The organism is Vibrio sp. THAF190c (genome assembly GCF_009363355.1).
Lineage (GTDB): Bacteria > Pseudomonadota > Gammaproteobacteria > Enterobacterales > Vibrionaceae > Vibrio > Vibrio fortis_A.
Genome location: NZ_CP045338.1, coordinates 691,935 through 717,959 on the forward strand (window position 1 = coordinate 691,935; position 26,025 = coordinate 717,959).

Below are 26,025 nucleotides of genomic sequence, written 5' to 3' on the forward strand. Positions count from 1 at the left end.
AATGACAATGGATAATTACACCCAACCATTTAACCAATCGTTGCCACAAACTGCGGAAGGTGTGCCGAATAAAAACAGCCTAAGCAGTTACTTACCTATTCGAACCAAAGGCAATGATTTTGACTTTGATGCAGTTATAGGTTTGGTTTTGCGTGGGCTTCTACGTAAAAAGGTAGAAGGCTATAGCTACGACGAGTTTGTGGCCGACTGCCAAAGCGCGTTTGAAGAAAAGCTTGGTGAAGAAGAGTTTTGGCAAGTGCTAAAAGAGATGTACTTTGAAAACAAAGACATCTTTACTGTGAGCCCTGAACTCCTTCTGTTCCGTGCACAAAAAGGTGAATTTGCAGCGGGTGATTCACGTGTTGCTTCTATGTACACCAATTTACTTCAGAACATGCGTGTAGAAGAGTTTGATGCCAAATTAAACTTTATTGAACGTGAAATGCTTTCTACGCTTCGTGGAAAAATGAAGTCTGACTCGTCATTGCAAGCGAGCGAAAAGCCATATCTACCTTATCTTTCGAAAGCATTCCGTGACGACCTGAAATTCTTGGCAAGTCGCCCTAAGTATCTGCTTAGTGAAATAGAGTCGTTCCTGTCTTTTTATGGTTTCGCATACACAGCGCAGCTGAGTTTAGCGCTAACAGATTGGCGCAGTGGTCAAGAGCCAGTAGCGAAGCCTCTCTATTTCATTATGGATCATGAGCGTGCCAGTAATGAGCGTACTCATATTAAGAATCATGGCTATAAGCTGTTTAATGAGTCAGCCACTCGACTATTTCCTATGCTGACGATGCTTGAGCTACTTCAGCCGGGTGTTGGAGATAAGAAGGCGATAAAAGTACCCCTGTGGGAGATATCGAAGGGTATCCAAGAGTCGAAATCGACGCACCTAAAAGAACAACTAGAAAACTTTGCCAGAGCGTTTAAATCACAGCGTAATCTAGACACGACTCTAGATGAATCTGAACTGGCGCTCGACTGGCTCGGTAACATAATGAAACTAGCATCCGCACAGTTTAGCTTTGGTGAGCGTTTCAATATCAACAAGAAGTATGTGTCAGAAGTAGAAAAGTACTTAGCGTCTCACTTTATTCAAAGCCGAGGTCGCAGTGGTCGAGTATTAGTACTTAACCAAGACTACATCATCTTATTGACCAACCTAGTTGTTGGAGAAAAGGACAAACTCCGTTTCCACGAACTGATCACAGCCTTTGAGCAACGTGGCATTTTCGTTGATAAACAAACAGAACAAGAACTAATTAAATTCTATGAGCGCATTGGTAACGTAGAGCGCATGAGTGATAGTGGAGACGCAGTTTATGTCCGTAAAACAATTTGAGACCTTTCTAGTAGAGCAGTTTTTAGCGGATGCTGAAACACACATCAAGGCAGGTTTCCGTTATCAGTTTAAGTCGCCAGATAATGAAAATAGCATGCGCTTGTATAAGGCGATGACGGCTCATTCTGAAAACAGCATTGATGCGACTAACGATATCAAGTTGCGATTCATTGAACTGTCAGGTTGCAAAATCGTACCTGTGATTCATAGCGAAAACCCAGCAGAGTTCGAAGGCTTCACTGAAAACTACATCTCTCATCTACGCGACGAAGTGGCGAGCCAATCTGGCTACTTAAAAGGTTGCGCGCTAGTTGTGATCCACAACAGCTTGCTTGATACCTTGATAAATTCTGCCGAAGACTTGGCTCAAGTGGGACAAGTTTGGAGCGCATCAAAGATCAAAGCGGCAATGAAAGGGTTAATCGATCAGCAAGACAAAGGGCGCGATGTGTCTAACTGTCTGCTTGATGATCAATTCGATGCCATTTTAGAAGATGGCGCAACCATGTTTGGTTTTGAGTCTCTATACAAAGCCGTTGAAGACGGTGACTTGCGCTTCAATGAGTTGGGCATGTTTGAAGATCCGCTCGTAGCTGAAATGAGCGGCAATCCTAAGCAAATCAAAAAACGCCTAGAAGATAACCGTGCACTATACGAAGAGCTCTCTTTTGAAGTTGAACACTTTGGTGGTCAGCTTCAAGACCGCTTGAAATCATTCGGCGAGAAATTTATTAAAGAGAACTTCTCAGAAACGGATGCATGGAAAGACGTTGAGTTCGAAGCATTCCTACAAGAGAAAAAGCGCAATGCTCAGCAGCAGCTTGTTCTTGAAGAGGAGCAGGCTAGCGACGGTATGACCATCACAGCTCGTAATCGTGCAGAGACCAAAGCAGGCATGCGTGATCGCCACTTAATCATCGAGTTAGATGAAGGTGTTAATGAGTTTGAACTGAAGCTGATCTTCCAAGGTGCGAGTAATCTCGATAAAAGCCAGTTCAAAATTCAGCCAGCAAAAGCGCTGAATAATGAAGAAGTGATTACCACATTGAATGGTCTGAAAACAACACGAGCTAGTTTGAAAGGTACGTACAAGCATGAACCGCTGTTCTTTAACTTGGCTCTAAAGCGCGAGAATAAATCTGAGGTTTATAACTTCCGTTGTTTAGTGGTTCGTAAAGGCGAGTTCTATATTGAGCCATTCAAAAACATCTTCTTGGTAGAGCCTGCACCAGCGAAGCAGCGTTTAACCTTGAATATGGAAGAGAACAAACTACAAATCAGAGCCAACGAAGGCAGCGCATATTCACTGCTTGATGCCAAGCAGGTTGTCGATGCTGCAGACTACGCCTTCGTGGATTTTGAAGCATTAGCTAATGAAGCTGATGAAATAGATTTTGCCGTTAAATCAGGTGATAACCAGCTCAAATTTAATGTTGAAGGTGCAGTAGCGACTGATTCATTGAGTTTACCCTTACTGCTTAATAGAGGTCGTTACCACAAGCTTTTCAAAGATGAATACAACGGTGAGTTTTATTCTCAAAAAGGCAAAGTCGGCATTGATAACAGTGAGTTTGTTGTTCCAGGTGTCCGTTTAAAACTGTTGCGTTGGGAAGAAGAGTTCATCAACAACAAAGTCGTGTCTATTGCGGATTCTGGGGCAATTAAGCTCGATGACCTGCAAGCGATTGATGATGCTATTCACTCCTCTTACGTTGAGCTTTTTGATTACCTAGAACAACGCCGTAGCACACCATCACTGGCATCTTGGGGCGATGAGTTTACAACACTCGTCCAACATACAGTTGATGCTTGCTTAGCGTATTTTGAAGCAATCCCAACGGGTAGCATGCTGACAAAAGAACAGAAATCAGCGTTGAAAATCGGTTTGGTGCAATCTGAAGACGAAGAATACTACTCGCCTTTCCATCCGCTGATTTTGGCTTATTACCTCAATCTAAGAGGTGCGATTCGTGATGATAAGAGCTTTGCTCAGCTTCCTGATGTCACCTTTGAACGCTTGTCGCCAAAAGGTTTGCTGCCATATGTTTACCATCCTAAACATGAGTTTTCCTACAACCAGCAGGTGAAAGAGAACGCGTTTTGGATCAAGAGCGTCCCTCAAGAGAAAAGTTCTCTTACATTCGTCCGTAAGCTGGTAAAAGAGAAAATCGATGAGTTCCAAACTGCATTCAGCCAACTGTTCACAGGCTCTGAGAAGAGCATTATCGTTAATGCGGTGAACCAAGACAGTGCTGAAGAGCTGTTTATGGGGCTGGTGGATTACATCCGTAGCAATCAAGAGCAGTCTGCATCGATTCACATTAACCTGTATGACGATAAGCTAGCGTTCAATGCGTTTGACCGATTCGCAGAAACAGCCAATTACGATGAACTAAAAGAGTGGTTAGAGCTCAACAAAGGTAAAGTGCGTGAGGTTGCCGATACTATTATCGACATCCTTCGTACTCGTCTAACGTACAGTAAGTTCACGAATGCTCAGGCAGAGAAAGATGGCCAGTCATACGCACACCTTTCTTTCTTCCGTAATAACGACAAAGTTGATTGTTCAGATATTGCGATAGAAGACATGGCATCAGGTATTGCTTGTGATGGCCTACTAACAGGTGATGCTTCTGAAAGTAAATCAGGTTCGTACTTTACGGGCTTTGGATTGAAAGGTACGGACTACCAAGACCACCCACACTTGATGATGGCGAAGTATGTTGGTGCTCTATTAAAGCCTGCACTCAAACCGAATACTCAATATCACGGTGCAAATGCAGTTGCCTTAGCAGTCAGTGAGGACTTTAAAGGCTTACTGGAACGTTCATACGATAGCTCTATCTGGACGACCATTATTGATCCGAAAGTGACATTAGACTTCTTCCACAGTAATGAAGATGTAGTATTGATTCACTATTCAGATCAGTACACCAGTTCTTCTAGCTACGATGCAATCACCGTTACTGCACAGCGCGGTTTGTTTGAGAAAGTCATCAAGCAAGGAGATGGCGGCCAAATCAATGAGTTCAACGCGTTCAACGGTGATTGGCTGTTGAAAATGATGACCTGTGCGCCAACCATCAATAAAGAGCGCAAAGGCGTGATTGGTGCCTACAAGTTTGTGACCAGCCTAGTGCATGATTCAGACATTACATGGGTTCCGCTGTCCGTTGCCGAGATGATTCGCGTATCGGGTAATATTGGTCTGAAGATGTCTGACAGCGAATTCTCCCGTAACGTTCAAGGTTACAAGAAAGGCGAAATTTCTGACGATGTATTGCTGGTTGGTTTCAAAGACCAAGACATGTACCTGCTACCTGTCGAAGTGAAAACGGGTTCGGTGCCAAATTACAATAAAGCCGTTAAACAATCGAAAGAGCTATTGCGTTACTTAAGCCAAGACTTACTAGGTAACAAAGACTTAGCGAGCAAGTTATACCGTGGTTTGTTTATGCGCCAAGTGTTGATGCAAGTTGATAAGTATCGCCTATACAAGGTGTTCGCTGATGATTACTTCGACACTTTGCTGGCTAACAAAGAAGAGTGGCTAAGAGGCGACTACTCACTTGGCCAAATCGCAGATTACCCAGAAGGCTTTGTGGTCAGCCACCTTGAAGGGGCTGGCTGTTTACAACCTGACTACCAAATGATGGAAGGGGTGTTAAAAGTCGACCTACCTATGGGGCTACTTCCTGGTCTGGTGGAAACTCCGCTGCAAGAAGTGTTGAACGAATTAGATGTGGTGAAACTTTGCCACGTGCCAAGTGAGTATGTGCTGAATGGTGAAACTCGATTAGAAAAACTCGCTGAAGCTGAATCACAGCCTGTAGTGGTGGAGTCTGATGAGGTTGAAACTACAGAATCAGTGCAGCCTGAGCAGCCGGTTGTTGAAGAGCAAGTATCGCCAGTAGTTGAGCCTATGAAGGTTGAGTCTAACAGCAACTTAAACGTGTTGTTTGGTCATAATGCGCTAACACAAGCACCACTGAACTGGGAGCCAACCAATACTGCCAAATTCATGAATACCAATACCGGTATTATCGGCACCATGGGTACGGGTAAAACTCAGTTTACCAAGTCGGTGATCACCCAGCTTTACCGCAACCAAGCAGATAACGTAAATGGTGCACCTATTGGTATGCTTATTTTCGACTACAAATCCGATTATGTAGACGATAAGTTCCAACAGGCGACAGCGGGTAAGAAGTTTAACCTTCACAAACTGCCGTACAACCCACTGAGCTTGTTTGGTGATACGCCAATGTTGCCAGTGCATACCGCGCGTGGTTTCTCGGAAACCATGGGTAAAGCGTTTGGCTTAGGTCAAAAGCAACAACTGCGCTTGCGTAAGCTGGTGGGGGAAGCGTATGAGTTAACGGGTATTCGCAAAGCGGATCCAAGCACTTGGTCAAAACCAGCTCCAACAATCTCACAAGTATGGGACTTGTTTATTGAAACAGACCCAGATGAAGATTCATTATACGCGGCACTTGAGAGCTTATACGAGCTAGAGATCTTTGAAGACGACAATACCAAGTGTATGAGCCTTTATGACTTGGTTGATGGCATCACAGTAGTTGAACTTGCGGGTTACCCAGCAGAGATCCAAAACCTTGTCGTTGCACTTACGCTAGACCTTTTCTACTCACAGATGCAGAAGAAGGGTAAGCCAGAAGTGCAGGGCGACTTCCGTCAAATCACTAAGATGATTTTGGTGGATGAAGCTGACAACTTCATGTCTCAGAACTTCCCAAGCTTACGTAAGATCTTGAAGGAAGGCCGTGAATACGGTGTTGGTGTGATTCTTTCTACACAAGATATTACTCACTTCCAAACTGGTGAAAATGACTACTCAAGTTATGTGCTTACTTGGGTAATTCACCGTGTAGCGAAGATTCGCCCTCAAGAGCTAAAAGCAATGTTTGGTGTAAACGAGAAAGCCGAGCAAGAGAAGCTGATGGAAACCATCAATAAGCTAGAGAAACACTACAGTTTATACATTGATGGAGCTAAGAAGATAATTAAGATGCGCGATAGGGCGTTTTGGGAGTTGCCAGTTTATGAATAGCAAAAAAGTTAGCATTCGTAAAACACCTGAGGTGTTAGCGAGAATTGAGGAAGTAGAAATAGCAAAGCGAAATGCAGAAGTAGTTACCTTAAGAGAATGGTATGACTCAAAATTAAATCACTCACCAGAAATAATTGCTTACATGACGGAGTTTAAGCAATTAGGTCGTCTCGGAAAGGAAATACATATTCGCAATGCTACTCGTGTCACAGAGAGGTATGGTGATGAAATAGGGACGTTAGTTGAAGCTACATACCAGCGAGGATACCTAGATATAATTGCCCCTTTATGTGCTTTAGCATGTTTGGCTAAGAAAAAAGGTTTAATTATTAGGTAGATATATATTTTAGTTAAATTCAAAGGCCACGTGTGTAAAAAATATTTGGGGCGAGTATATGCTAATTAGAGCAGGGTTAAAGGTCAGTTATTCTTCTGAGAATAGCTCAATTGTAAAAGACTTCTATATTCCAGCATTGAGAGATGCTCAATGCTATTACCGTGCGGTTGGCTTTTTTTCTTCAGCATCTTTGAGTATAGCTGCACGAGGTCTTGCCCCTTTGTTGCGCTCTGGCGGAGATATGCGTTTAATCATTGGGTACCCTGTTAGTGTTGAGGATTTTGAAGCAATTAAAAGAGGTGTAGGTCTTAATAGCCAGCATTCGGAAATACAAAGACAAATTTCGGAATTCTTCCTAAACCTAGAAGATGACCTTGAATGTAGGCGTTTGGATGCTTTGTCTTTTCTGGTATCCAGTGGACGTTTACAAATTCGCTTTGCTCTAAGACCTAGAGGTATGTACCACGAAAAAATAGGTATAATCGCTGATTCCGATGGAGAAAAAGTTGCATTTATCGGTTCAGCAAATGAAACCGAGAATGCATTATCTGACGATCTGAATTCAGAATCAATCAATGCATATTTTAGCTGGTATGAAGAAATATATAATCTCTATGGAATAGATATTGAAGAACGCTTTGAAAAATTATGGAACGATAACCAGCCTGTAACCAAAATAATACCAGCGAGTAAGGAGTTTATAGAACGACTAGCAGAATTTCATTCTGGGAAATGTGCTTCTCAAATAATTAAAGCTCTTGAAGGAATAGAAACGAAGATATTAGAAGATTCTCAAGAAGAAATCGGAGAACTACCGAAGTTGCCGGAATATATAGGGCGACATAAATATCAGTTAAGAACACATCAAGAGATAGCATTAAAAGCGTGGGCGGAAAACCATTATCATGGAATTATGAAATTAGCTACAGGAACGGGAAAAACAGTCACTGCTTTGCATGCAAGTACGGTATTAAGTAATCACCAAGCCTTTAATCGAGGGTTTTGTTTAATTGTATCGGTTCCTTATCAAGGTTTAGCTGAGCAATGGTATGAGGAGATGAAAGCATTCAATATTCATGCATTGTTATGTTACAAATCTCAGAGCCTGTGGTTACAGGAGCTTAAGAATAGAATATCAGAGTTTAATTTGTCTCTTGAACCTGCTTTCCTAGCATTAGTCGTTGTAAATGATACTTTGAGAGACAACCCTTCATTTCTAGCAGAAGTAAATAAAATCAACTCAGACCGAATCATGTTTGTTGGTGACGAATGCCATAACCATGCAAATCTGAAGCTATTAAATAAGTTTCCTAGTGCTAGGCTGAGACTAGGTTTATCAGCGACTCCTTGGAGCGAAAGAGAAGTAGATAAGCAGGAGTTGTTAGAAAGTTATTATGGTGAAATAGTAACAGAATACGGCATAAAAGAAGCCATAGAAGATGGTGTATTATGCCCATACGACTATCATCCAGTTATCTGCAAAATGAATGATGAAGAAGCTGATCAATATGAACATCTAACGTCAAGTATAGCCAAACTAGAAGCTACTAAAGAATCCGGTAAACCGATAAATGAGGATGCGTTGATGTATCTATATTTAAATCGGACACGTTTACTAGGAAACTTAACATCAAAGCTACAAGCCCTTGAAAGCTTAGTGTCTAGGCAGGAGATCATATCACATACGCTATTTTACTGCGGTGAAGGTGGTTATGAAAATGATGTTGGCGATGATGAGTATGCTATTGATGAAGTAACTCAAATATTACACCGAAGAGGCTGGAGAACTTCTAAGTTTACTAGTCAACAGTCTTTGTCATTGAGAAAAAAAATCATGAATAGTTTTAAAAACACAGAGATAGATGCTTTAGTATCGAAACGTGTTCTAGACGAAGGCATCGATGTTCCAGCTTGTACCCAAGCCTTTATTATGGCTAGCACGCGCAATGAACGTCAGTATATACAACGGCGCGGAAGAGTGCTTCGAAAGTCTTTAGGCAAAGATAAGGCTGTAATATATGACTTTGTCGCATTTCCACCTGAAAATAGGAATCATATAAACTGCTTCACATCTATGATGCAACAAGAAAAACAGCGAGTAGATGATTTTTCTTTATTAAGTATAAACAAAGCAAATCTGGATCATTTATTATGAATTTTGAAGAAGTAAAAGGTTTTTTGAATCAGGTAAAGGAATCTCCTGAACTATTAGATATCGACCTGAGTGTACATAAAAAAACGATCAATGAAGTCATTCGAGCAGAAAAAAAGTATTTATTTGGTATAGAACATACTACCAAATCTGCACGTTTAGAAGAGATTGAGAAAATTTTGCTAAAGGCCATCGAGAGCTTAAATAATGAAGATAAAAAGAATTAAATTAGCTAACTTTCGCCAGTTTTATGGCAATGACAATAAAATTGAGTTTTCAACGGACAGAGAAAAAAACGTCACTCTAATCCATGCCGAGAATGGTGTCGGTAAAACCACTATACTTAACAGTATCTTATGGTGTTTTTACGATAAGTTTACTGCTGATTTTGAAAAACAAGAAGAGCTTGTAAATTTAGATGCTACGAAAGAAGGAATTACTACATGTGATGTTGAGGTAGAGTTTTTTCATGAGGGTAATACCTACAGTGCAAGTAGAACATTTGATAGCACCATAGGCACATCCAAATTAAGTCTATTCGCTGTAAGTGCGGGTAGTTATGAACCGATTAGAAGTGATAAACGGTTTCTAAATAGCGTAATTCCTGAAGATATGGCAGAGTATTTTCTATTTCACGGAGAAGGAATTTCACAACTACAGTCCAACAAGGGGAATTTTAGAAAAGCTATTAGGGATATTCTAGGCTTTACACTAGCTGAACAAGCTATTGAAGATTTTGGTCAAATTAAAGAAAAATGGAACTCAAAATTAACGAAGGTAAATAATGCCAATGCTAAATTTGTAAAGATTCAAGATAAATTAAAAGAAAACACTAGTACGCTTACAACTAAGAAGTCACAACAGAAAGATATATTGGATAGACTAAGTGAACTTGAACTTGAAAGACAGAGAATTGATGATGAGATAATAAGTTGCAAAGTTGCAGATGCCACGGAACTTAAAAATCGAATAAAATCAGCAGAAAATTCTTTATATAGCCATAAAGAAAATCTAAAGCGTGAGCAGGTAAGAAGACAAAAACTAATTAGTGAGTATGGATGGCGCGTCTTCGGGTTAGATATTAGTGAAAAAAGTTTAAATTTCATTGATACTACAACACTTACAGGAAAGGTACCAGCACCCTATGATGAAACTTTGGTAAAAGATATAGTTTCATCTGCTAGGTGTATTTGTGGTCGAGATGTATGCCCGGATTCGCCAGAGCATAATGCGATATTATCTTTATTAGATCACGCAAATACTGCAGAGATAAAACAAAATATAATGAAGGCTCGTTCTTTTGCTGAAACTATTGGGAATAAGTCAAGAGACTTTATTGACAACTTTTTAGAAGTAGGACGTTCAGTTAAGTCATTTAACAATCTAATCGCATCTTCTAAAGAAGGTATAACTCAATTAAATATAGAATTAGATGAAATCGATGATAGCAAGTTAAAGGTTCTTCGTTCTCAAGAAAGGAATGTAAAAGATGAAATAACACGTTTTTCTGCATCTCAGAGATTAATAAACAAAGAAATTGCCGAGTTACAAAGCTCTATTGCATCCCTCAAAAAAGAAGTTGAGAAACAACTACCTAATGGTGCAGAGAGTTACAGCTTGCATAAGTGCATTAAATTTGTAGAACAACTTACAGATCTCAGCGAGAGAAATTTAAGAGAAACAGAAAAGGATTCAAAATCTCTTATTGCAAAAGACGTAAATGAAATTCTTAGTACTTTTAGCCGAAAAGACTATTCTGTTAGGGTTTCTGATACATTTAACTTTGAACTTGTAAGAGAAGACGGAAATATAGTTGCTAAAAGTAAAGGTGAGAAACTATTGCTAAATTTAGCTTTTGTATCAGCCTTGATAAATATGGCTGAGCAGAGAAGTAAAGCTGATGGTAAATTCTTGCAACCAGGTACAGTTGCTCCTTTTATCATTGACGCTCCATTTGGCGAACTCGATGAAACCTATCGAGAAGCAACAGCAAAATTTTTACCTGAAAACTCAGAACAACTTGTTCTACTGCTATCTTCATCTCATTGGCGTGGGACTGTCGGTAAAACAATCGAAGACAAGGTTGGAAGTGAGTATATTCTGGTTTCTCATAAAAAATCTCATAGAAATGATAAACCATTAGATGAAATACATATTAATAATAATGTATACAATCAATCCGAATATAATTCTACTTTCAACGGGTCAACTATAGTAAAGGTTAAATAATGGCTACAATTTACATTGACAAAAAATATACTGATTTATGTAGGCAGTTTTGTGATGATAGGGATGCTAAGACACAGAAGAAAACTTTTCGCACATATATGGATTTAGCTGTTTTTGCAGCCTTGGTTGGTTTCCAAAGAGAGCGTATTAAAGTGGAAAATAATGGGCCGGAAATTCCCGATTCAGTTTTTTTTAATAATAGGCAGGAAGGTCTAGTCTATTTATTTGCATTAATAGAAACTGAAGACCCCTATATACTAAAAGAAGACAGGCAGTGTTGGAAAATATTTGAAGACTATGTGAACGCTGGAATGTATGAGATTTCAGGGTGGTTAGCAGATAATCCTACAGATGCTTTTGGCACGGACACTTTGCTTAATGCGATAGCGGAAAAAGCTACTTATTTAATTAACCAAGAGTCGGAAAGTATTGAAATTCCTGCGAATGTATTTTAAAAATAATTGGCTTTAGAAATAAAAATATTTCTTTTCAGCCTAATATACAGTCAATGAATTACAGATAAAAACTAAAGTGATCCTACATCATCTTACAGACGAGAAGTCAGGTGTAAATTTACACCTGACTTAAGTTAGCCAAAGACTTAAATTTTTATTGAAAAATCTAGCGTATTTTTATGATTTCGTATTGAAGCGATACCATCCTCCACATGTGCGGCCCAAGCTTGTTGATGCCCTTTAGTATCAAGCTCTGGGTAGTACATCTTCAACATGAGTTCAGTCACTTCACCCGTTTCACCAAGCCATGTGTACTTATCTAACACCAGTGAGCCATCTAATTTAGCTTCTTGTCCTTGGTATCGAAAGTCACTTTCGATGGAGCGGAAGAAAGCGATACGTGCTGAAACGTTTGGAGTGATACCAGTATAGCCTTTCAACTTTTTAAGCTGCTCTTCGGTAGAGCGGGTTAAGTTCATACGGTTCGGTAGCATTACACGGCCTCCTTAATCGATTCTTTCCAGAAGTAACCTTCTTTCAACGTTGAAGCCTTAGTTGTACCGTCGAAACAGATCTCGTAAGTACGAGCAATATCGTCTTGGATAAGGCTTGTGTAGTTTCTATCGATCTCTGTATCGGTAGATAAAATTACAACTTGGTGGCTTGCCGTTGGGAAATAGTTCTCGACCAGTTTGTCACGGTGATGTGAATCCAATCGACCTAGTGGTGTGTCAATGATGATTGGAAGTTTACGGCCAGATGTACGGCCAAGAGCCTCTAGAATTGAGATCGCGTAGATCTGCTTCTCACCGGCGGACATCGCCTTACGGTTGATCTTAATACCGTGCTCATCAACCAATTCAACATCGAATGTTGCTGGGTTGATTGAAGCTGTGAGCTGTAAATCTTCCTTACGAGCAAGCTTTTTGTATGACTGAACGAACTCATTTTCTAACTGGTTCACACGCGCTTTAGTTAGCTGTTCACCAAACTTATCGAGTAATAAGATTGAGTTTTGCGCATTACTAATACTTTGATCTTTGTTCGATTGGTCTTTGTGCTTATCGTGCAGCTTTTGAATTTGACGTGCTGTTTCTAAAGCTAGTCTAAGTTCTCGCTTAGCCTTTTCCAGCAAATCATGATATTCGATAATCAGTTTTTCTTTTTTCTTATCTAATGCGCGGACATCTGCAAACAACTCTTGTACTTGCTCCTGTTCAGGTGCTCGTGCGATATTATTTGAAGCATTGTCGATCTCTTCTTCGACTTTTTGAAGGCGTACTCGTGCCTTATTAAAACGAGAGAAAGAATCTTGCGATAGGCTGGATAACTGGTAGTCGATGGTGTTCGCTTGGCGATCGGAGATATCCAAAAGAAGCTCAGTTGAATCGAATTCACCAATATGTGCTTTAAAGCTGTCTGCGATTGCATTTTGCGCCATCTCGGTATCAAAGCTTGGATATTTTGAGCATAGAGTCTCTAGGAAGGAATCTAGCTCATTACCAAAGTTCTGCTTCTTCTTAACTTGTTGCTCTTGTTTGATCTGAGTTTGAAGCCTTTGCATTGCTTTCGGAGCAAGTGAGAATGGAAGGTTGGTTTCCATTTCCATACGAATCTGTTTCTCAAGCTCTACTTTCTCTTTAAGCAAGCTTTCAACTTTATGTTGTTCATCTTCTCTGGTTTTTGCCCAAGCACCACCATTCTGGGAAAGCTTGTTTTCCAAGTTAAGAATATCGCGTGATACTAGCTCAATTTGAGCATCAACAATATCAGCCTCACCACGAAGCTTTTCAGCTTTACGTTCGTGATCAATTCTTCGCTCATCTAATGCATTCATCTCTTCTTTAAGAGATTGACTTAAAGCTCCGGAACCTTGCTTTTTCAAGAAGATATTTAGGTCGCTTTTGAGTTTCGCGATTACATCTAAACCTAGTAGTCGACGTACAGCTGTTTTCAGAACTGTTCCAGATTCGTCTTCAGCCAGTTCTGCAATTTTTTCTCCATCAAAGAAGAATAAGTCAGCGATACCAGTTGGAATAAGTTCATTAAGAAAGCCTTGGCACTGCTCGTAGTTCAACTCAGGAATTTGAATACCATCTTTCTCAAGGCACAGGTTATCTTTTTTACCGCGCTTCCAAACGCGAATCACTTTATAAGTGTTCTCTTCACCGTTTTGGCTGTATTTAAACTCAAGCTCAATAGATGCGTTATCTTGAACGCCACCATGGCCGACACCTTTATGAATAAGCTCGGATAGGGCATCAACATACTCACCATTTGACAGAACTTGGCTAAATGATTGACGGCCAAAAAGAGCGAGTCGTACTGCTGTCAGAATCGATGTTTTGCCAGCACCGTTAAGACCACCAAACAGAATGATTGGTCGTTCGGTTCCTTCAATAGGGCCACTTTTACTTAGACGAGCAGGAGCAGGGCGCAGGTCGATTTCATGCACACCGCGAAACACGCGAAAGTTGTTTAAAGTTAGTTTTGTAATCAACATTTCAGTATTTAAAACTCTTTTTGAAGCTGCTTATCTAGGTCAGCAAGCTGTTCGTTATAACGCTCAATTTCTTTTTGGTGAATATCAAACTCAGCCTTGCTCTGCAGAGAAGCATGCTTTTGTTTAATCTCTTCCAAGCTTCCCCAGTCTCGCTTCAATAGCGATGCGATTTTGTTTGAAATACCGCTACGGCGACTTAAACCTTCCATAGAAACTTCTAACTCTATCAGTTTCATGATCATCTCGGGTTCAACATCGAAGTTGTTGCATAGCTCATGAATTAGCTGTGCGTCATCTTTACCAAAACTCGCGTTATCGTCGTATACCCAATCTAGGTCATAACCATAAACGTCTTTGAAAAGTGTCGGTAGAGAGTCATCCCAGTCTGGCTCATTTGGATCATGAATCCATTCTTGGCGAATAGCATGCAGTTCTGGAACTGTGATTAACTCAATCTCTCGCCCTTCAGCTTTAAACTTCTTATCTAGTTCTAGAAGTTCACGAAGCCATTGGCGACGGTATTTAAGCCAGTAAGGGCCCGGTACGTGCTTTCGCTCGCTCGCTATATCTTCACCTTCTTTAGCGTATTGGTAGCTCACTTTGCCGGTTCTGCGTTTGTGGTTTCGGTATTCTTCTTTGTTTGCTGGATCCGTTGTCATTGCTAACTTATTTCGGAACACCAGAAGAGGAGCCATCCACTCTTCACCGTTTTGGATAAGGCTTTCCATCGCACGGTCTTTCGTTACAACCGTACATGTCCAGCAGCCAAAACGAGAGTTACCACAAGAGGGTGTTGTTTCGTCAATTACCATTGGGCACTCACCTTGACCTGAAGAATCTTTATAAAGATTCCAAAGCACTAGGTTTTTGCCACCCCAAGGGTTTTCCCATTCTAGGTCGTAGTCATCTTTCCAGATGTTTCGAGTGCCTAATGGAGTTTCTTTTGTTTCTAAACGACATAAACGTAAGATCTTCCAAACATCATCGACGGCCCATGTATCAATTGGCGTGTAAATGAATGCGTTGGCTAATGTTGTATGGCGAGCTAAACGAGAACCATCAATTTTGTGTTTAGCGATAACTTGAGCACGTGAAGCACTTTCTTGGCTACGAGAGCCCAATACAACGATTACCTCATCAAACTGAGATACTTTGCTTTTGATGAAGTCACTAACCGGATCGATCTTCATTCGCTCTGTACACCAGCGGAAAGAGCGAGTTGGTGCTGGGTAACCTTTACCAAGAAGGCTAGACCAAAACGTCTGGTCTGATTCTGGTACCACTTTGTGACAGCTTATTGGCAGGTCGTCGCGTTTAGCGCCTTTTTGTATCGCTGCTAAAGAGTCTTTTATATGGTTTACAACGACAGGAGTCTCAACCAAGGTGTCCGATGAAACGACAAATACTGGTTTATGACGTTGCTCTTTCTCTAAGCCAAGGAGTGCCATATAAACCAGTGACATAACTGCTGATGAGTCTTTACCACCACTGTAACCAATTACCCAAGGGCGATTGTCGGCGCAGTAAACACGCTGCACGTCAGCGATATAATGGCTGAGTTTGTTATTTGCGAACTCTTCAGCGTTGATGAATTCTTGATATTCTTCGGCGAGATCTTCTGCCAGTTTTAGCTCGTGTATCATGATAACTGCTTCTCTAGAGCTTTTTCTTCTGGGGTTAGTGGTAACCCAAGTTCAATTTTTAGTGCATTGGCAGTAAGCTGAATATTCATATTGGATTTACTCAGTTTGCCATGGTTCATGCTGCGCTTAATCCATTCAGGGTTGGTTTTTAACCAGTTCACCTTCGCCAGCTGTTGAAGCTTTTCTTTCCATTGCTTTGGTTCTTGGCAAAGCAGGTGTTTACCTAAAACACCGATTGCATGCAGCCCAACGCCGTGTGCGTGAATGTATTCTTGGCGCAGCTGTGCTGGTGATACTTGTTTGTCTATCACCATTTGCCAATCTTTAATATGACACGTGACTTCTTCCCAAAATTCACGTGCTAATTGTTTTTCTTCTTCACTGAAGCCATCCTTCGGGCCTTTACTTAAAAGCGCTCGAGTAGATTGTTTTATGCTGCTTAAAGTGAATAGTTTGTTCGACTTAGGACTAATATTGGATTTCTCCATTTCAGTCATTCCGATGAAGGGTTTTACTTTGGTTGCTAATTCACGCGCAAGCTCTGAACTTTCATCTCTATGGTCATACAGAGTGCCAAGAGATGGACTCGGTTTGACGGCGTATTTGTTTAAATCTGCAAACATTTGTTGGCTTCTACCCAAGCCTTCATCGATAAAGAACAAGACCGGGATATTGTCTTGGCCTAGATCTGGGTTTTCTTTCAGTGCTTCTTCAATTGCTTTACGACGGTGTTGCCCATCATTAATTAGGATCTGCGCATCCATTGGGATTTGAAGTGTCCCTAAGTTAGGTGCTCCTTCGTGATCATGGAATGAGATATCAACACCCACAGAAGCCGTTAGTGCGGAGAAAACATATTCTTTAGGATTATCGAGCAGATACTTCACCATTTCAGGTATACGAGTTTTGTTCAAAGTTCTTTGAGCTCTTAGCTCTGGCGGAACATCATCTTCGTTGTAACTGAAAATTTTTGGAATAATTCGAAGAGGACACGTCGCAATATAAAATGGACGTCCAGCTTGAATTCCTCTAACAGCGGGAAAGGAGTAGCAGTAGCCTGAATCTTGATTTTGCATAGTTAGCTCTAAGTTATGTTATTTGTCTATGACATAAACCATAGTTGGTATGTCATATTTTGACAAACTAAGCTTTGAGTTTGTTATGTCTTAGTCTTTTCTATGAGAATTATTACATAGGTATGCCAAAATAGGCTGGGTATTTTACAGGTATGTAGTTCATAATTCTATGGCAGGCGCGGCTTTTTCTAGCACTAGAAAAGGACTATTTTGAATTTAAAGTAAACCCTTTGATTTCTTTGTTGTGTTTACCTAAAAGCACTTCAAATTCTGCTCTCATCATTTGCGTTTCTTCATTTGATTCGAACTCTATGAGCTTCGCTAATCGTTTATCGAAGCTCTGTTGGTTCTTGTAGTTCTCGTGTTCGGTTGGCATGTAAAGGTGCTTATTCAGCAGTGGCGGCCTGCGTTCTTCATTGACGTAATCGAAGAAGTCGATGTCTTGCTCGGCCATCTTGATTTTTATGCGCTCGACTAAGAAAGGAACCGATTTTTCAAAGTCGTCATAAGCGGTTAGGGTGAGCTTACCGGATGTGATATGAATTTTGATAAGGTCTATCTCTTCATCCAGCTCACCATACATTTGTAGCCCTGCGCCTACGTAGACTCGCAGCAGTAAAGGTAAGTCATCAATAAAGTCTCGGTGCAGAATCAATGAGTGCCCGTCGTTCAGAAGGCTGGCTGGTAACTGGTTATGTGCTTTCTCGCATTGCTGTTGGATTAAGTCGGTATCGGCAATCGCAAACAGTAACTCGGCAGCCAGGTTAATGGCAGTTTTATAATCATCAAATAGCGCTTTGATATCGCGCTTTAGTGGCTCTGGCTGCTGGGTGTAAGGCTTTCTTTTCTCAAACAGTCCCATCGCAAAGTACAGCAACAAGTCTTCTTTTCTACTCTTTTCTGCTTGCTCAAACTCTTGGGTATCGAACATTTCTTGCAGTAAGTTGAACACTTTTTTGTGTGAGCCGATTAGCTCTCGGATTTTGTCGGAGTGTTCAAATTCGTCGTTGGCAGGAATACGACCTAGTTCTAAGCTGGTATTCCAAAAACTGTTGAACAAATCTTGATGCTGAGTGATAAGCAGCTTGGCTTTATCTTTTGCCTCGATAGGTTCTGGCGAAGTCAGTTGCTGCCACTTGTGGTGTCGTTTGTACTTACTCTGTAGGTATTGCTGTTCTTCAAGTTTGTCTTTGAATATATAGAAAATACCGGGTGCGACGGTAATGGCGTCCTCTTGAAGGTTTCTCTCTATGTATGCTTTTATTTCAGATTGCGCATAGTACTTTTGAAATGTATTACGAGAGGTGATCACCCCATCTTTATAGGGTTTGAACTGCGCAATGTAGTTCTCGTTCGCCAGCATCACAGACACCACCAAGAATTTATCGGCTAACTCCCAAGCTCCTAATAAAGCCTCTAATCGTTCATCTTGATCTTCAATAACGTTAAGTACAAAGCCTAAGTTAACGATGCTGGAATTAACCTTGTCATTATCCGGTTGAAAGTTAGGGTCCCAACCAAGTACATCTAAACCGTGCGCTTCAAGTTCTCGTAAGTCATCACCTCGGCCGCAACCGTAGTCGAAAATAGAATAAGAGCCTTCCAAGTAACCATGCTTTACCAAGGTTTTCATCGGTGCAGATAACTCATGTCGCACTAGTGCTGTTCTGTGTCTGTCTATGCCTGCGTCTTCTACTTGCGAGATTGCTGAGCTACGAAACAGGCGGCCATCGACAAGTTCGTAGCCATGGCGTGCAATCAAGTTATCCCAAGAGCGCTTAAATCCGATCAAGCGACTGTTCTCGTACAGCCCCGCATTTTCACCTTCTTGTGTTAGAGAGGTGAAGTGCTCGAAGTATTCGCTGTCGGGCAGAATCATGGTCTCTTTACGGTGCAAAATCGGAGGGTTATCAGAGCCTTCGTAGCTCATAATTTTATGGCTGAGTTTAGAGAGGTCGACGTTTAAGCTCTGTTTTAAAGCCGGGTAAGAATCGGTGTAAAAGTCAGGGTAGTGAAGCAGGGATAATCGGAACTCTTTCTTGAATAGCTTAACTAGGTTCCAGTTGTCGTCTTCTAAGCTAACGGCTTTTGCCACGGCAGGAATGAATTGAGTGAGAACGTTCGGAAGGGCATTAAAGGCGTCTCTGTGAAGGTAAACGGCATCCGGCAATTGTTTCCCCACTTTGATTTTTGCCACCAACTCAGCAAACAGTTCTTCGTTCATTCCTTGTCCTCCTAGGTGTTTCTTCGATTATAAGTCATCGAATAAGTTCTGTGTGGCGCTGCCTTTTGCACTTTTCGTATTTACGCGAAGCCCATCACTTCGTGCTTGTCTAATCAGTGCATATCGGCTGTTTTCAGGGCCAATGCTGATGTGAATCGGTTTGTTCTTTCCATAAAAGTAGAGCCGGTCGAACGCTAGGTAAGTGCAAATGTATTTCGCGACTTCATCCATCCGGTTTTCATAGCCTTCAATATAGAAATCGCAGGCCGCGCCATCGCGTTTACAAATACGCTTGCCTTTGCCGTTGAGTTCCATGGAAGCATGTTGGTCAATGTCTGGAGCCATGTCACCTGGGCTGTTCTTCAATATCCAACGAAGCAAAGAGTGGCTGGTGTAGCCGTAGGTAATATCTACCGCGCCGAACTGGGTTTGAAGTGGGTGAATTATCTCATTTTGCAGATGCTGTAGTTGATCCTCAGATTTCGGGCTTAATGGGTTCTCGCCCAGGTAATCGACATGTTTGGTTTGGTACCAATTGATGAGTTCATACGACATAACATGCCTTTATATGCTGTTTAATCACCTATATTTAACGAACTGGTGTCGTAAAAGCAACCATAAGAGGGAAGCCGGTAATGCTGTTTTTCTTATCTTTAGTAAGCATCTTTTTGCTTGGTTATCTCGCTCAGAGTACTGGGCTGTGCATGGTGAGAGGAGTAAAAAAAGCGCAAAAAGGATCGCCAATGTTTTTAGTGGCCATCTTGATGAGTGGCACACTCGCTTGGGTATCCATGTCTGTGGGTTTAACTTCTGAAACTCAAAGTTCGACTATTGGATTCTGGCCGAGTTTTTTCTCGTTGGGCGGTGGTGTGTTATTTGGTATTGGTGCAGCAGCGAACAGCGGGTGCGGTGTTTCTACTGTGAGCCGATTGGCGCGGGGAGAAACAGTCATGTTGGTGACCATTATGGGCTGGTTTATTGCTTGGCTTCTGTTCGTCCCTATTTTGCCTCTGGAGCTAAAGGGAGAGGTTTTTGTTATAGGCGAGCAGACTCGTTATTTCATATTAGGTGGTGCATCGCTAGCCATTGCCGTGGCGTGTTTTTTTATGGGGGCTAAGAATCGTAAGCTATGGTTGTCGATGTTAGGTGTTGGTTTGATGGCAGGCTTAGTATTTATCTATGAGCCGCACTGGACTCCAAGCGGTTTACTTAAATCGGTGAGCGGTGCTTTATGGTCAGGTGATTCCAATCTTTGGCCTGAACAAGAGCGATTCATTTTAATCTTATGTTTACTGGTTGGTATGGTTACAGCGGCAGTATGGACACGTTCATTTGAATTTCGATTGCTCTCTTTTCGCCAAGCCGTAAGACACTTATTGGCTGGTGTATTGATGGGGTTAGGGGCAGTTATGGCTGGTGGCGGTAATGATACTCAGCTGTTGGTGGCGATGCCTATTTTCTCTCCTGCTGGTTTTACCACTGTCGCGTGTATCGTTTTGGGCATTTACTTTGGAATCCGTTGGATACCCACTCATCATCGTTGAATACTTCACTACTTTAAGACTAATAAACGTGCTTCAATGGAGCCTACAAAAGTAAGCGTTTGGAAAGATTAAGTTAATGAAACACATCGGCATTGATGCCTGCAAAGCGGGGTGGGTGGTTTGGAGTTGTCAGCACGATGAGGTGCAGCTTGAAGTGGTCGCTGAGCTCTCTGATATAACAGAACAGTTGCGTGATGCTCACACTCTGATTGATATTCCAATTGGCTTTAGTGATTCCGAAACGCCAGATAGGTTGTGTGACAAAGCAGCCCGAAAATACTTAACGAGAACTCGCGGAGCTTCGGTGTTCCCTGTGCCTTGTCGTGAAGCGGCTTATGCTGAAAGCTACCCTCAGGCTTGTGAGGTGAACTTCGAATTGTGTGGGCGTAAGCTCTCTAAACAGGCTTGGTACATCCTGCCAAAAGTGCGCGAGGTGGATGCGTTACTCAATCTTCACTCTGAACTCTATCTGAGAGAATCCCACCCAGAGGTAGTGTTTGCCACTCTAAATGGTGCGCCGTTAGAGCACTCGAAAAAGAGCGTCGAAGGCCAGCAGCAAAGACTCGACTTGTTGGCGCGATATCTACCTCAACATATCGATAAGCTCAAGCACCAAGTAGCAACCACCAAGAAATCGAAAGTGGCGCCTGATGATCTCATTGACGCGTTCGCTTTAATGCTGTGCGCTTTGCATTCTGAGATACTGAGTTCCTTTCCTGAGAGGGAAGACAAAGATCTGCAAGGTCGAACCCGCGAAATTGTCTATTGGCAGCCGCTATCTGATTAACTCTTTTCATTTTTTAAAAAAGGCCACTTACAGTGCCTTAACAGCCATTAGTTATCTTCACCACCCGCGAGACGTATTTTCTGTTGCTCTAATTATCAATAAGAGCAGTCGTTATGAGAAACAACATCGCAGAAGATAACTCCTACACCATTGGTGGTACTCCGTTGGTGCGCTTGAATCGCGTTAGCAACGGACGTGTGCTGGCCAAGGTGGAATCACGCAATCCAAGTTTTAGTGTTAAGTGCCGTATTGGCGCCAACATGATCTGGCAGGCGGAGAAGCTAGGCAAGCTAGTACCGGGGATTGAGTTGGTTGAGCCGACCAGCGGTAACACGGGTATTGCACTGGCTTACGTTGCTGCAGCGCGTGGTTATAAGCTGACTCTGACTATGCCGGAATCGATGAGCTTAGAACGCCGCAAGTTGTTGAAAGCCTTGGGCGCAAACTTGGTTTTGACCGAGGCAGCGAAAGGCATGAAAGGCGCGATAGAGAAAGCGCAGCAGATCGTCGATGCCAATCCAAACAAATACTTACTCCTTCAGCAGTTTGATAACCCTGCCAACCCAGAGATTCATGTAAAGACCACGGGGCCAGAGATCTGGGATGCCACTCAAGGCCAAATTGATGTGTTTGTCGCGGGCGTAGGTACCGGTGGCACCATCACAGGCGTGAGTCGTTACCTTAAGAACTATCAGAAAAAGCCGGTGTTTTCGGTGGCGGTTGAGCCTGCTGAATCTCCTGTTATCTCTCAATCACTAGCAGGGGAAGAGATTCAACCTGCGCCTCATAAAATCCAAGGTATTGGCGCTGGGTTCATTCCCGGTAATTTGGACCTCACCCTTATCGACCACGTAGAGCGTGTCACTTCTCAAGAAGCGATCGATATGGCAAATCGTCTCATGAAAGAAGAGGGCATTCTTGCGGGGATCTCTTCTGGCGCAGCAGTTGTCGCGGCGAATCGCATTGCCGATATGCACGAATACCGCGGCAAAAACATTGTTACGGTGCTTCCAAGTTCGGGTGAGCGTTACCTAAGCTCAGCGTTGTTCGCAGGTATGTTCGATGAAAAAAGCAGTAATTAGCGCGTTCACCTCAATTTTTGGGGGATTGGTGAACGCCTTGCTTCCACAAGCGGGTGTCAAAGCCATAAAAGAGCGCATAGCCGATGAAGATGGAACTCTAATCTTTTTTTATGTCGCTCCTGCGTATATCGCGACTTACCTAGGCTTAGTCGCCCTTACTTTTTATAGCCAATAAGCACCATAGAATAGAAGTGGATAAGTCGCTCAATCTTATCTATCTAACTTAATAATAAATATTTCGAAGGTAAATCATGTCAATTACTTTTCAAGGCGAAGCGGTATCTGTTTCTGGTTCATTCCCACAGGCAGGCCAAGCAGCACCAAACTTCACACTATGCTCAGCAGAGCTTGCAGACATTACTCTTGAGTCGATGAAAGGCCAGAAGTTGGTACTGAATATCTTCCCAAGCATCGATACGCCAGTATGTGCGGCAAGCGTGCGTGAGTTCCACCAAAAGCTAGCAAGTGTTGAAGGTGTAGCTGTATTGAACATCTCGGCAGATCTGCCATTCGCAACGGGCCGTTTCTGCGCATCTGAGTCTATCGATTCAGTGCAAAATCTCTCTTTCTTCCGCTCTCCAACATTCACTGAAGACTACGGTGTGAACCTGAATGAAGGCGCACTAAAAGGCCTAGCAACTCGCGCAGTGGTTGTAGTTGATGAAGAAGGTAAAGTGATGCACAGCGAATTAGTTTCTGAAATCACAGAAGAGCCTAACTACCAAGCGGTTCTTGAAGTAGTGGGTGCTTAACATGAAAAAGTCACTGTTAGTTATGGCACTTTCTGCTCTGTTTTCGAGTGCTGCTTCAGCGCAGTTTCAAGTGACAGAGCAGCACGCTAACCTAGGTTCAGGCGAGATCGTGACGCTAGAGAAAACCAACAAGTTTCATCTTGCTGGTGAAGGTATAAAAGTCGGCGACTACATGCCTTCTGTTCAGCTAATGACATCAAACCTTAAGCCGTTCGATACCAGCGCAACCAACGGCAAAGTGAAGATCTATAGCTTACTGACGTCAGTTGATACTCCTGTATGTGTTCAGCAAGCGGCAGAGCTTTCTCAGTTTGTGAATGAGAATAAAGCGTCACTGAAAGATATCGAGTTTTACGCGATCAGTGCAGATACGCCATTCGCGCAGCAGCGTTTTATTTCTGAGCATGAGCTAACGGGTGTTGAGTACCTGTCGGATTCGGTAGAGCATGCATTTGGTGAGAAGACTGGCGCGCTGATTAAAGAGCTTGGCCTACTGACGCGCAGCATCGTGGTAACGGATCAAAACAATAAGATCATTCTTGTACAACGTGTACCAGAACTGACGACATTGCCAAACCTTGCAGCCGCTGTTGAGCTAGCGAAAAAACAAGGTTAATCAATCTCGGTGTTAGAACGCCGACTTTGACGACAAGAGTTCTCTTGTAAATCAATTATTAAGCCCTTCTTTTATAGAGGGGCTTACATTATCTTAAAGAGTAATTCACCTCTTGGCCTTAAACTGCCCCCATTAGAGCAACGCAAACGTTGCCGTGACGAAAAACGTTTATAATGTAAGAGAGTTAAAGCTTTGCTTTTGTGAGATTTTAGCTTTACTGGCTAGGTTGGTTATTAATACTAATTTAAGTAGAGAATATTCAATGTCTGACGTTTTAATAGTGGAAGATGATCTGCAGCTTAGGGAGATGCTGTGTTACTTTTTGAAAAATGTAGAGGGATATTCGGTTGACTGTTTAAGCAGTGGTGAAGGTGCCGCTGAGATAATTATGGATCAAGCGCCTAAGTTGGTATTGCTTGATATCCAACTCCCACACACTTCCGGGTTAAGTGTTCTCGAGAGCCTGCGCCAACAAGGCTCGACCATTCCAGTGATCATCATGACCGCCAATGACAATGAGATCACAGAAACCAATGCGCTCACAATTGGGGCTAATGATTACATCACCAAGCCAGTTCGCACCAATGCACTTCGCGAGCGTATCCGAAAGATCCTAGAGCAGAAACCAAGTATTCACTCTCGGGTTGAAGAAGAGTTGATATTTAGGCTGTGCCCTAGAAACTCAACATTGCAGTTTAAGCACATTACGGTTCCTTTGATTCCCTCCGAATTTGAGCTCCTTGAGTTGTTGGCGAAAGCCGATGAACCTATGCCAGTACATGAGCTTTTCCAGCATATTCACGGCTTCCCTTATCACATTGAAGACCGCTCTATTTACATGCGAGTGTCGACCCTGCGTAAAAAGCTCAGCGCCTACCTGCCAGATATGGAGCTGATCAAAAACAAACGCAGCCGCGGTTTCTACCTTAACTATCAGGTTGTGGTTCGATGAAAACCTTTATCGGTCAGATCATCAGTTCACTGATCTTGGGCTATTTGATCAGCACCATGCTGTCGTTGGTGTTACTGGCTCCGTACAAAGAACAGTTGCAACAAGATCTGAACTTTCGTCGCTTAGAGATGGTGTTGAACGGTTTTCTTGAGCCGCTCGTTCCCAGCAAACCTGAAGAAGAGACTCCAGTTTGGTTATTCCAATGCGATGTCTCGACGGGGGAGATGCAAAGGGTCGATGAGGGTGAGTACACACTGGCGAAGAAACGCGGCGATAAAGAGATTTTAGGAACGTTTAACAGCGAAGCTTACAATAACGATCCTGCGATTCGTCATATCAAGCTGGTAGAGATTTTGGAAGATGTCCTGCAGCTTGTGTGTACGCTGATCATCTTAATCTTGTCGCTGCGCACTTGGACCAATGGCTTTAAATCGCTTCATCATTTATCTGCACACTATGCGCGCGGCGACTTTAAGGCTCATGTCGATGAAACGGGTCCTGAAGCCGTGAAAACACTGATTGCCAATCAACATCAAATGGCGGAAGCGATAGAGAGTTTGATGGTGCGTCAAAAGATGATCTTTGCGGCACTGCCTCATGATATTCGAACCCCACTCTCATCGATCCAGCTAACCAGTGACATGTTGGTCGAGAGCCACAACAGCGATGCATTTTTGCTAACCAAGCTCGATGAGCAGGTGAGAAGCCTGAACATGTTGTGTGAAAACAGCCTCCACTTGCTGAAGATCTTAAATAAGCAGGTGCCACTAGCTAGAGAAGAGGCGAACTTTGAAGCCATAGTACATAAGACTTTCTCCGCACTGAGCAACAAAAAAGGGTTGGAGCTGGTTAACTGCGATCAAACGATCACCACAGATCGCAAAGTACTCAAGATATTGTTATTCAACATTCTCAGTAATGCATGCCGTTACACGCGTGAGAACATCAAGATTGTTTACGCTAACTACCCATATTTCGATGTTGTGAAGATCAGCGACGACGGGCGTGGCTTTCCACAACCGATCATTCAAGCATTTAATAATGGCGACATTGATAGCATCAAACCGCAAGATGGTTTTGGCATCGGGATGCTGCTGATCTACGAACTTACCGCGCATTTGAATGGCAAAACCCTGTTGTCGAATACTGATCACGGCGGACAAGTGACTCTCATCATGCAGCGCTGATTCCTTTAGCCTATTGAAATACAACAAGCCCCCTTACTGTAAGAAACACAAGGGGGCTTGTTTTTTAGCTCGT

At 42.4% G+C, this 26,025-nt stretch carries 21 protein-coding genes; 15 read left to right on the top strand and 6 right to left on the bottom strand.

The window, feature by feature from the left end; all coding sequences use genetic code 11:
• Position 1 precedes the first annotated feature (1 nt).
• Genes dptG through FIV04_RS03105 form a run of 7 tightly spaced genes read left to right on the top strand, consistent with a single transcriptional unit; the run spans position 2 to position 11,586 of the window.
• The gene (dptG, locus tag FIV04_RS03075) at positions 2-1,342 is read left to right on the top strand and encodes a DNA phosphorothioation-dependent restriction protein DptG (RefSeq protein WP_152468228.1); all 1,341 of its coding nucleotides are present in this window, start codon (positions 2-4) and stop codon (positions 1,340-1,342) included.
• Positions 1,323-6,413: a DNA phosphorothioation-dependent restriction protein DptH gene (gene dptH, locus FIV04_RS03080; protein WP_152468229.1), complete on the top strand. Its 5,091-nt coding sequence runs from the start codon at positions 1,323-1,325 to the stop codon at positions 6,411-6,413. The genes dptG and dptH overlap by 20 nt, the downstream gene beginning before the upstream one ends.
• Entirely contained in the window at positions 6,406-6,750 is a 345-nt protein-coding gene (locus FIV04_RS03085; protein ID WP_152468230.1) for a hypothetical protein, read from the top strand. Before dptH ends, FIV04_RS03085 begins: the two co-directional genes overlap by 8 nt.
• A gap of 58 nt (positions 6,751-6,808) precedes the next feature.
• Positions 6,809-8,905, top strand: coding sequence for a DEAD/DEAH box helicase family protein (locus tag FIV04_RS03090; protein WP_152468231.1), 2,097 nt, complete (start codon positions 6,809-6,811; stop codon positions 8,903-8,905).
• Complete coding sequence (locus FIV04_RS03095; protein WP_152468232.1) at positions 8,902-9,129, top strand: hypothetical protein; 228 nt, start codon at positions 8,902-8,904, stop codon at positions 9,127-9,129. Before FIV04_RS03090 ends, FIV04_RS03095 begins: the two co-directional genes overlap by 4 nt.
• Positions 9,110-11,131 (top strand): AAA family ATPase, encoded by a 2,022-nt coding sequence (locus FIV04_RS03100; protein WP_152468233.1) that lies wholly within the window; start codon positions 9,110-9,112, stop codon positions 11,129-11,131. Before FIV04_RS03095 ends, FIV04_RS03100 begins: the two co-directional genes overlap by 20 nt.
• Positions 11,131-11,586: a hypothetical protein gene (locus FIV04_RS03105; protein ID WP_152468234.1), complete on the top strand. Its 456-nt coding sequence runs from the start codon at positions 11,131-11,133 to the stop codon at positions 11,584-11,586. Before FIV04_RS03100 ends, FIV04_RS03105 begins: the two co-directional genes overlap by 1 nt.
• A 146-nt stretch (positions 11,587-11,732) precedes the next feature.
• On the opposite strand, the gene dndE is transcribed toward FIV04_RS03105, so the two are convergent.
• The 6 genes from dndE to FIV04_RS03135 form a co-directional block, all read right to left on the bottom strand.
• Complete coding sequence (gene dndE, locus FIV04_RS03110) at positions 11,733-12,080, bottom strand: DNA sulfur modification protein DndE (protein ID WP_152468235.1); 348 nt, start codon at positions 12,078-12,080, stop codon at positions 11,733-11,735.
• Positions 12,080-14,089 carry a DNA sulfur modification protein DndD gene (gene dndD / locus FIV04_RS03115; protein WP_152468236.1) on the bottom strand — a complete coding sequence of 670 codons (2,010 nt, stop codon included), beginning with the start codon at positions 14,087-14,089 and terminating at the stop codon, positions 12,080-12,082. The genes dndE and dndD overlap by 1 nt, the downstream gene beginning before the upstream one ends.
• A gap of 8 nt (positions 14,090-14,097) precedes the next feature.
• Positions 14,098-15,732: a DNA phosphorothioation system sulfurtransferase DndC gene (dndC, locus tag FIV04_RS03120; protein ID WP_152468237.1), complete on the bottom strand. Its 1,635-nt coding sequence runs from the start codon at positions 15,730-15,732 to the stop codon at positions 14,098-14,100.
• Positions 15,729-16,808, bottom strand: a complete 1,080-nt coding sequence (gene dndB / locus FIV04_RS03125) for a DNA sulfur modification protein DndB (RefSeq protein WP_152468238.1) — start codon at positions 16,806-16,808, stop codon at positions 15,729-15,731. Before dndB ends, dndC begins: the two co-directional genes overlap by 4 nt.
• A gap of 205 nt (positions 16,809-17,013) precedes the next feature.
• Positions 17,014-19,032 (bottom strand): DNA phosphorothioation-associated putative methyltransferase, encoded by a 2,019-nt coding sequence (locus FIV04_RS03130; protein ID WP_152468239.1) that lies wholly within the window; start codon positions 19,030-19,032, stop codon positions 17,014-17,016.
• Between the two features lie 27 nt (positions 19,033-19,059).
• A complete protein-coding gene (locus FIV04_RS03135) occupies positions 19,060-19,587 on the bottom strand; it encodes a hypothetical protein (RefSeq protein WP_152468240.1) in 528 nt (175 codons plus the stop codon).
• Between the two features lie 188 nt (positions 19,588-19,775).
• Here FIV04_RS03135 and FIV04_RS03140 point away from each other — a divergent pair, with 188 nt between their 5' ends.
• The 8 genes from FIV04_RS03140 to FIV04_RS03175 all read left to right on the top strand — a co-directional run bounded on the left by FIV04_RS03140 (position 19,776) and on the right by FIV04_RS03175 (position 25,952).
• Positions 19,776-20,576, top strand: coding sequence for a YeeE/YedE thiosulfate transporter family protein (locus FIV04_RS03140; RefSeq protein ID WP_172974219.1), 801 nt, complete (start codon positions 19,776-19,778; stop codon positions 20,574-20,576).
• A 76-nt stretch (positions 20,577-20,652) separates the two neighbouring features.
• Positions 20,653-21,363: a DUF429 domain-containing protein gene (locus FIV04_RS03145; protein WP_152468242.1), complete on the top strand. Its 711-nt coding sequence runs from the start codon at positions 20,653-20,655 to the stop codon at positions 21,361-21,363.
• 113 nt (positions 21,364-21,476) lie between these two features.
• Positions 21,477-22,445, top strand: a complete 969-nt coding sequence (cysK, locus tag FIV04_RS03150) for a cysteine synthase A (RefSeq protein WP_152468243.1) — start codon at positions 21,477-21,479, stop codon at positions 22,443-22,445.
• Positions 22,426-22,620 carry a hypothetical protein gene (locus tag FIV04_RS03155; RefSeq protein ID WP_152468244.1) on the top strand — a complete coding sequence of 65 codons (195 nt, stop codon included), beginning with the start codon at positions 22,426-22,428 and terminating at the stop codon, positions 22,618-22,620. The genes cysK and FIV04_RS03155 overlap by 20 nt, the downstream gene beginning before the upstream one ends.
• 76 nt (positions 22,621-22,696) lie before the next feature.
• Positions 22,697-23,197 (top strand): thiol peroxidase, encoded by a 501-nt coding sequence (tpx, locus tag FIV04_RS03160; RefSeq protein ID WP_152468245.1) that lies wholly within the window; start codon positions 22,697-22,699, stop codon positions 23,195-23,197.
• A gap of 1 nt (position 23,198) precedes the next feature.
• Positions 23,199-23,813, top strand: coding sequence for a peroxiredoxin (locus FIV04_RS03165; RefSeq protein ID WP_152468246.1), 615 nt, complete (start codon positions 23,199-23,201; stop codon positions 23,811-23,813).
• A gap of 262 nt (positions 23,814-24,075) precedes the next feature.
• Positions 24,076-24,765, top strand: coding sequence for a response regulator transcription factor (locus FIV04_RS03170; RefSeq protein WP_150871179.1), 690 nt, complete (start codon positions 24,076-24,078; stop codon positions 24,763-24,765).
• Positions 24,762-25,952: a sensor histidine kinase KdpD gene (locus FIV04_RS03175; RefSeq protein ID WP_152468247.1), complete on the top strand. Its 1,191-nt coding sequence runs from the start codon at positions 24,762-24,764 to the stop codon at positions 25,950-25,952. The genes FIV04_RS03170 and FIV04_RS03175 overlap by 4 nt, the downstream gene beginning before the upstream one ends.
• The last annotated feature ends 73 nt before the right edge of the window (positions 25,953-26,025 follow it).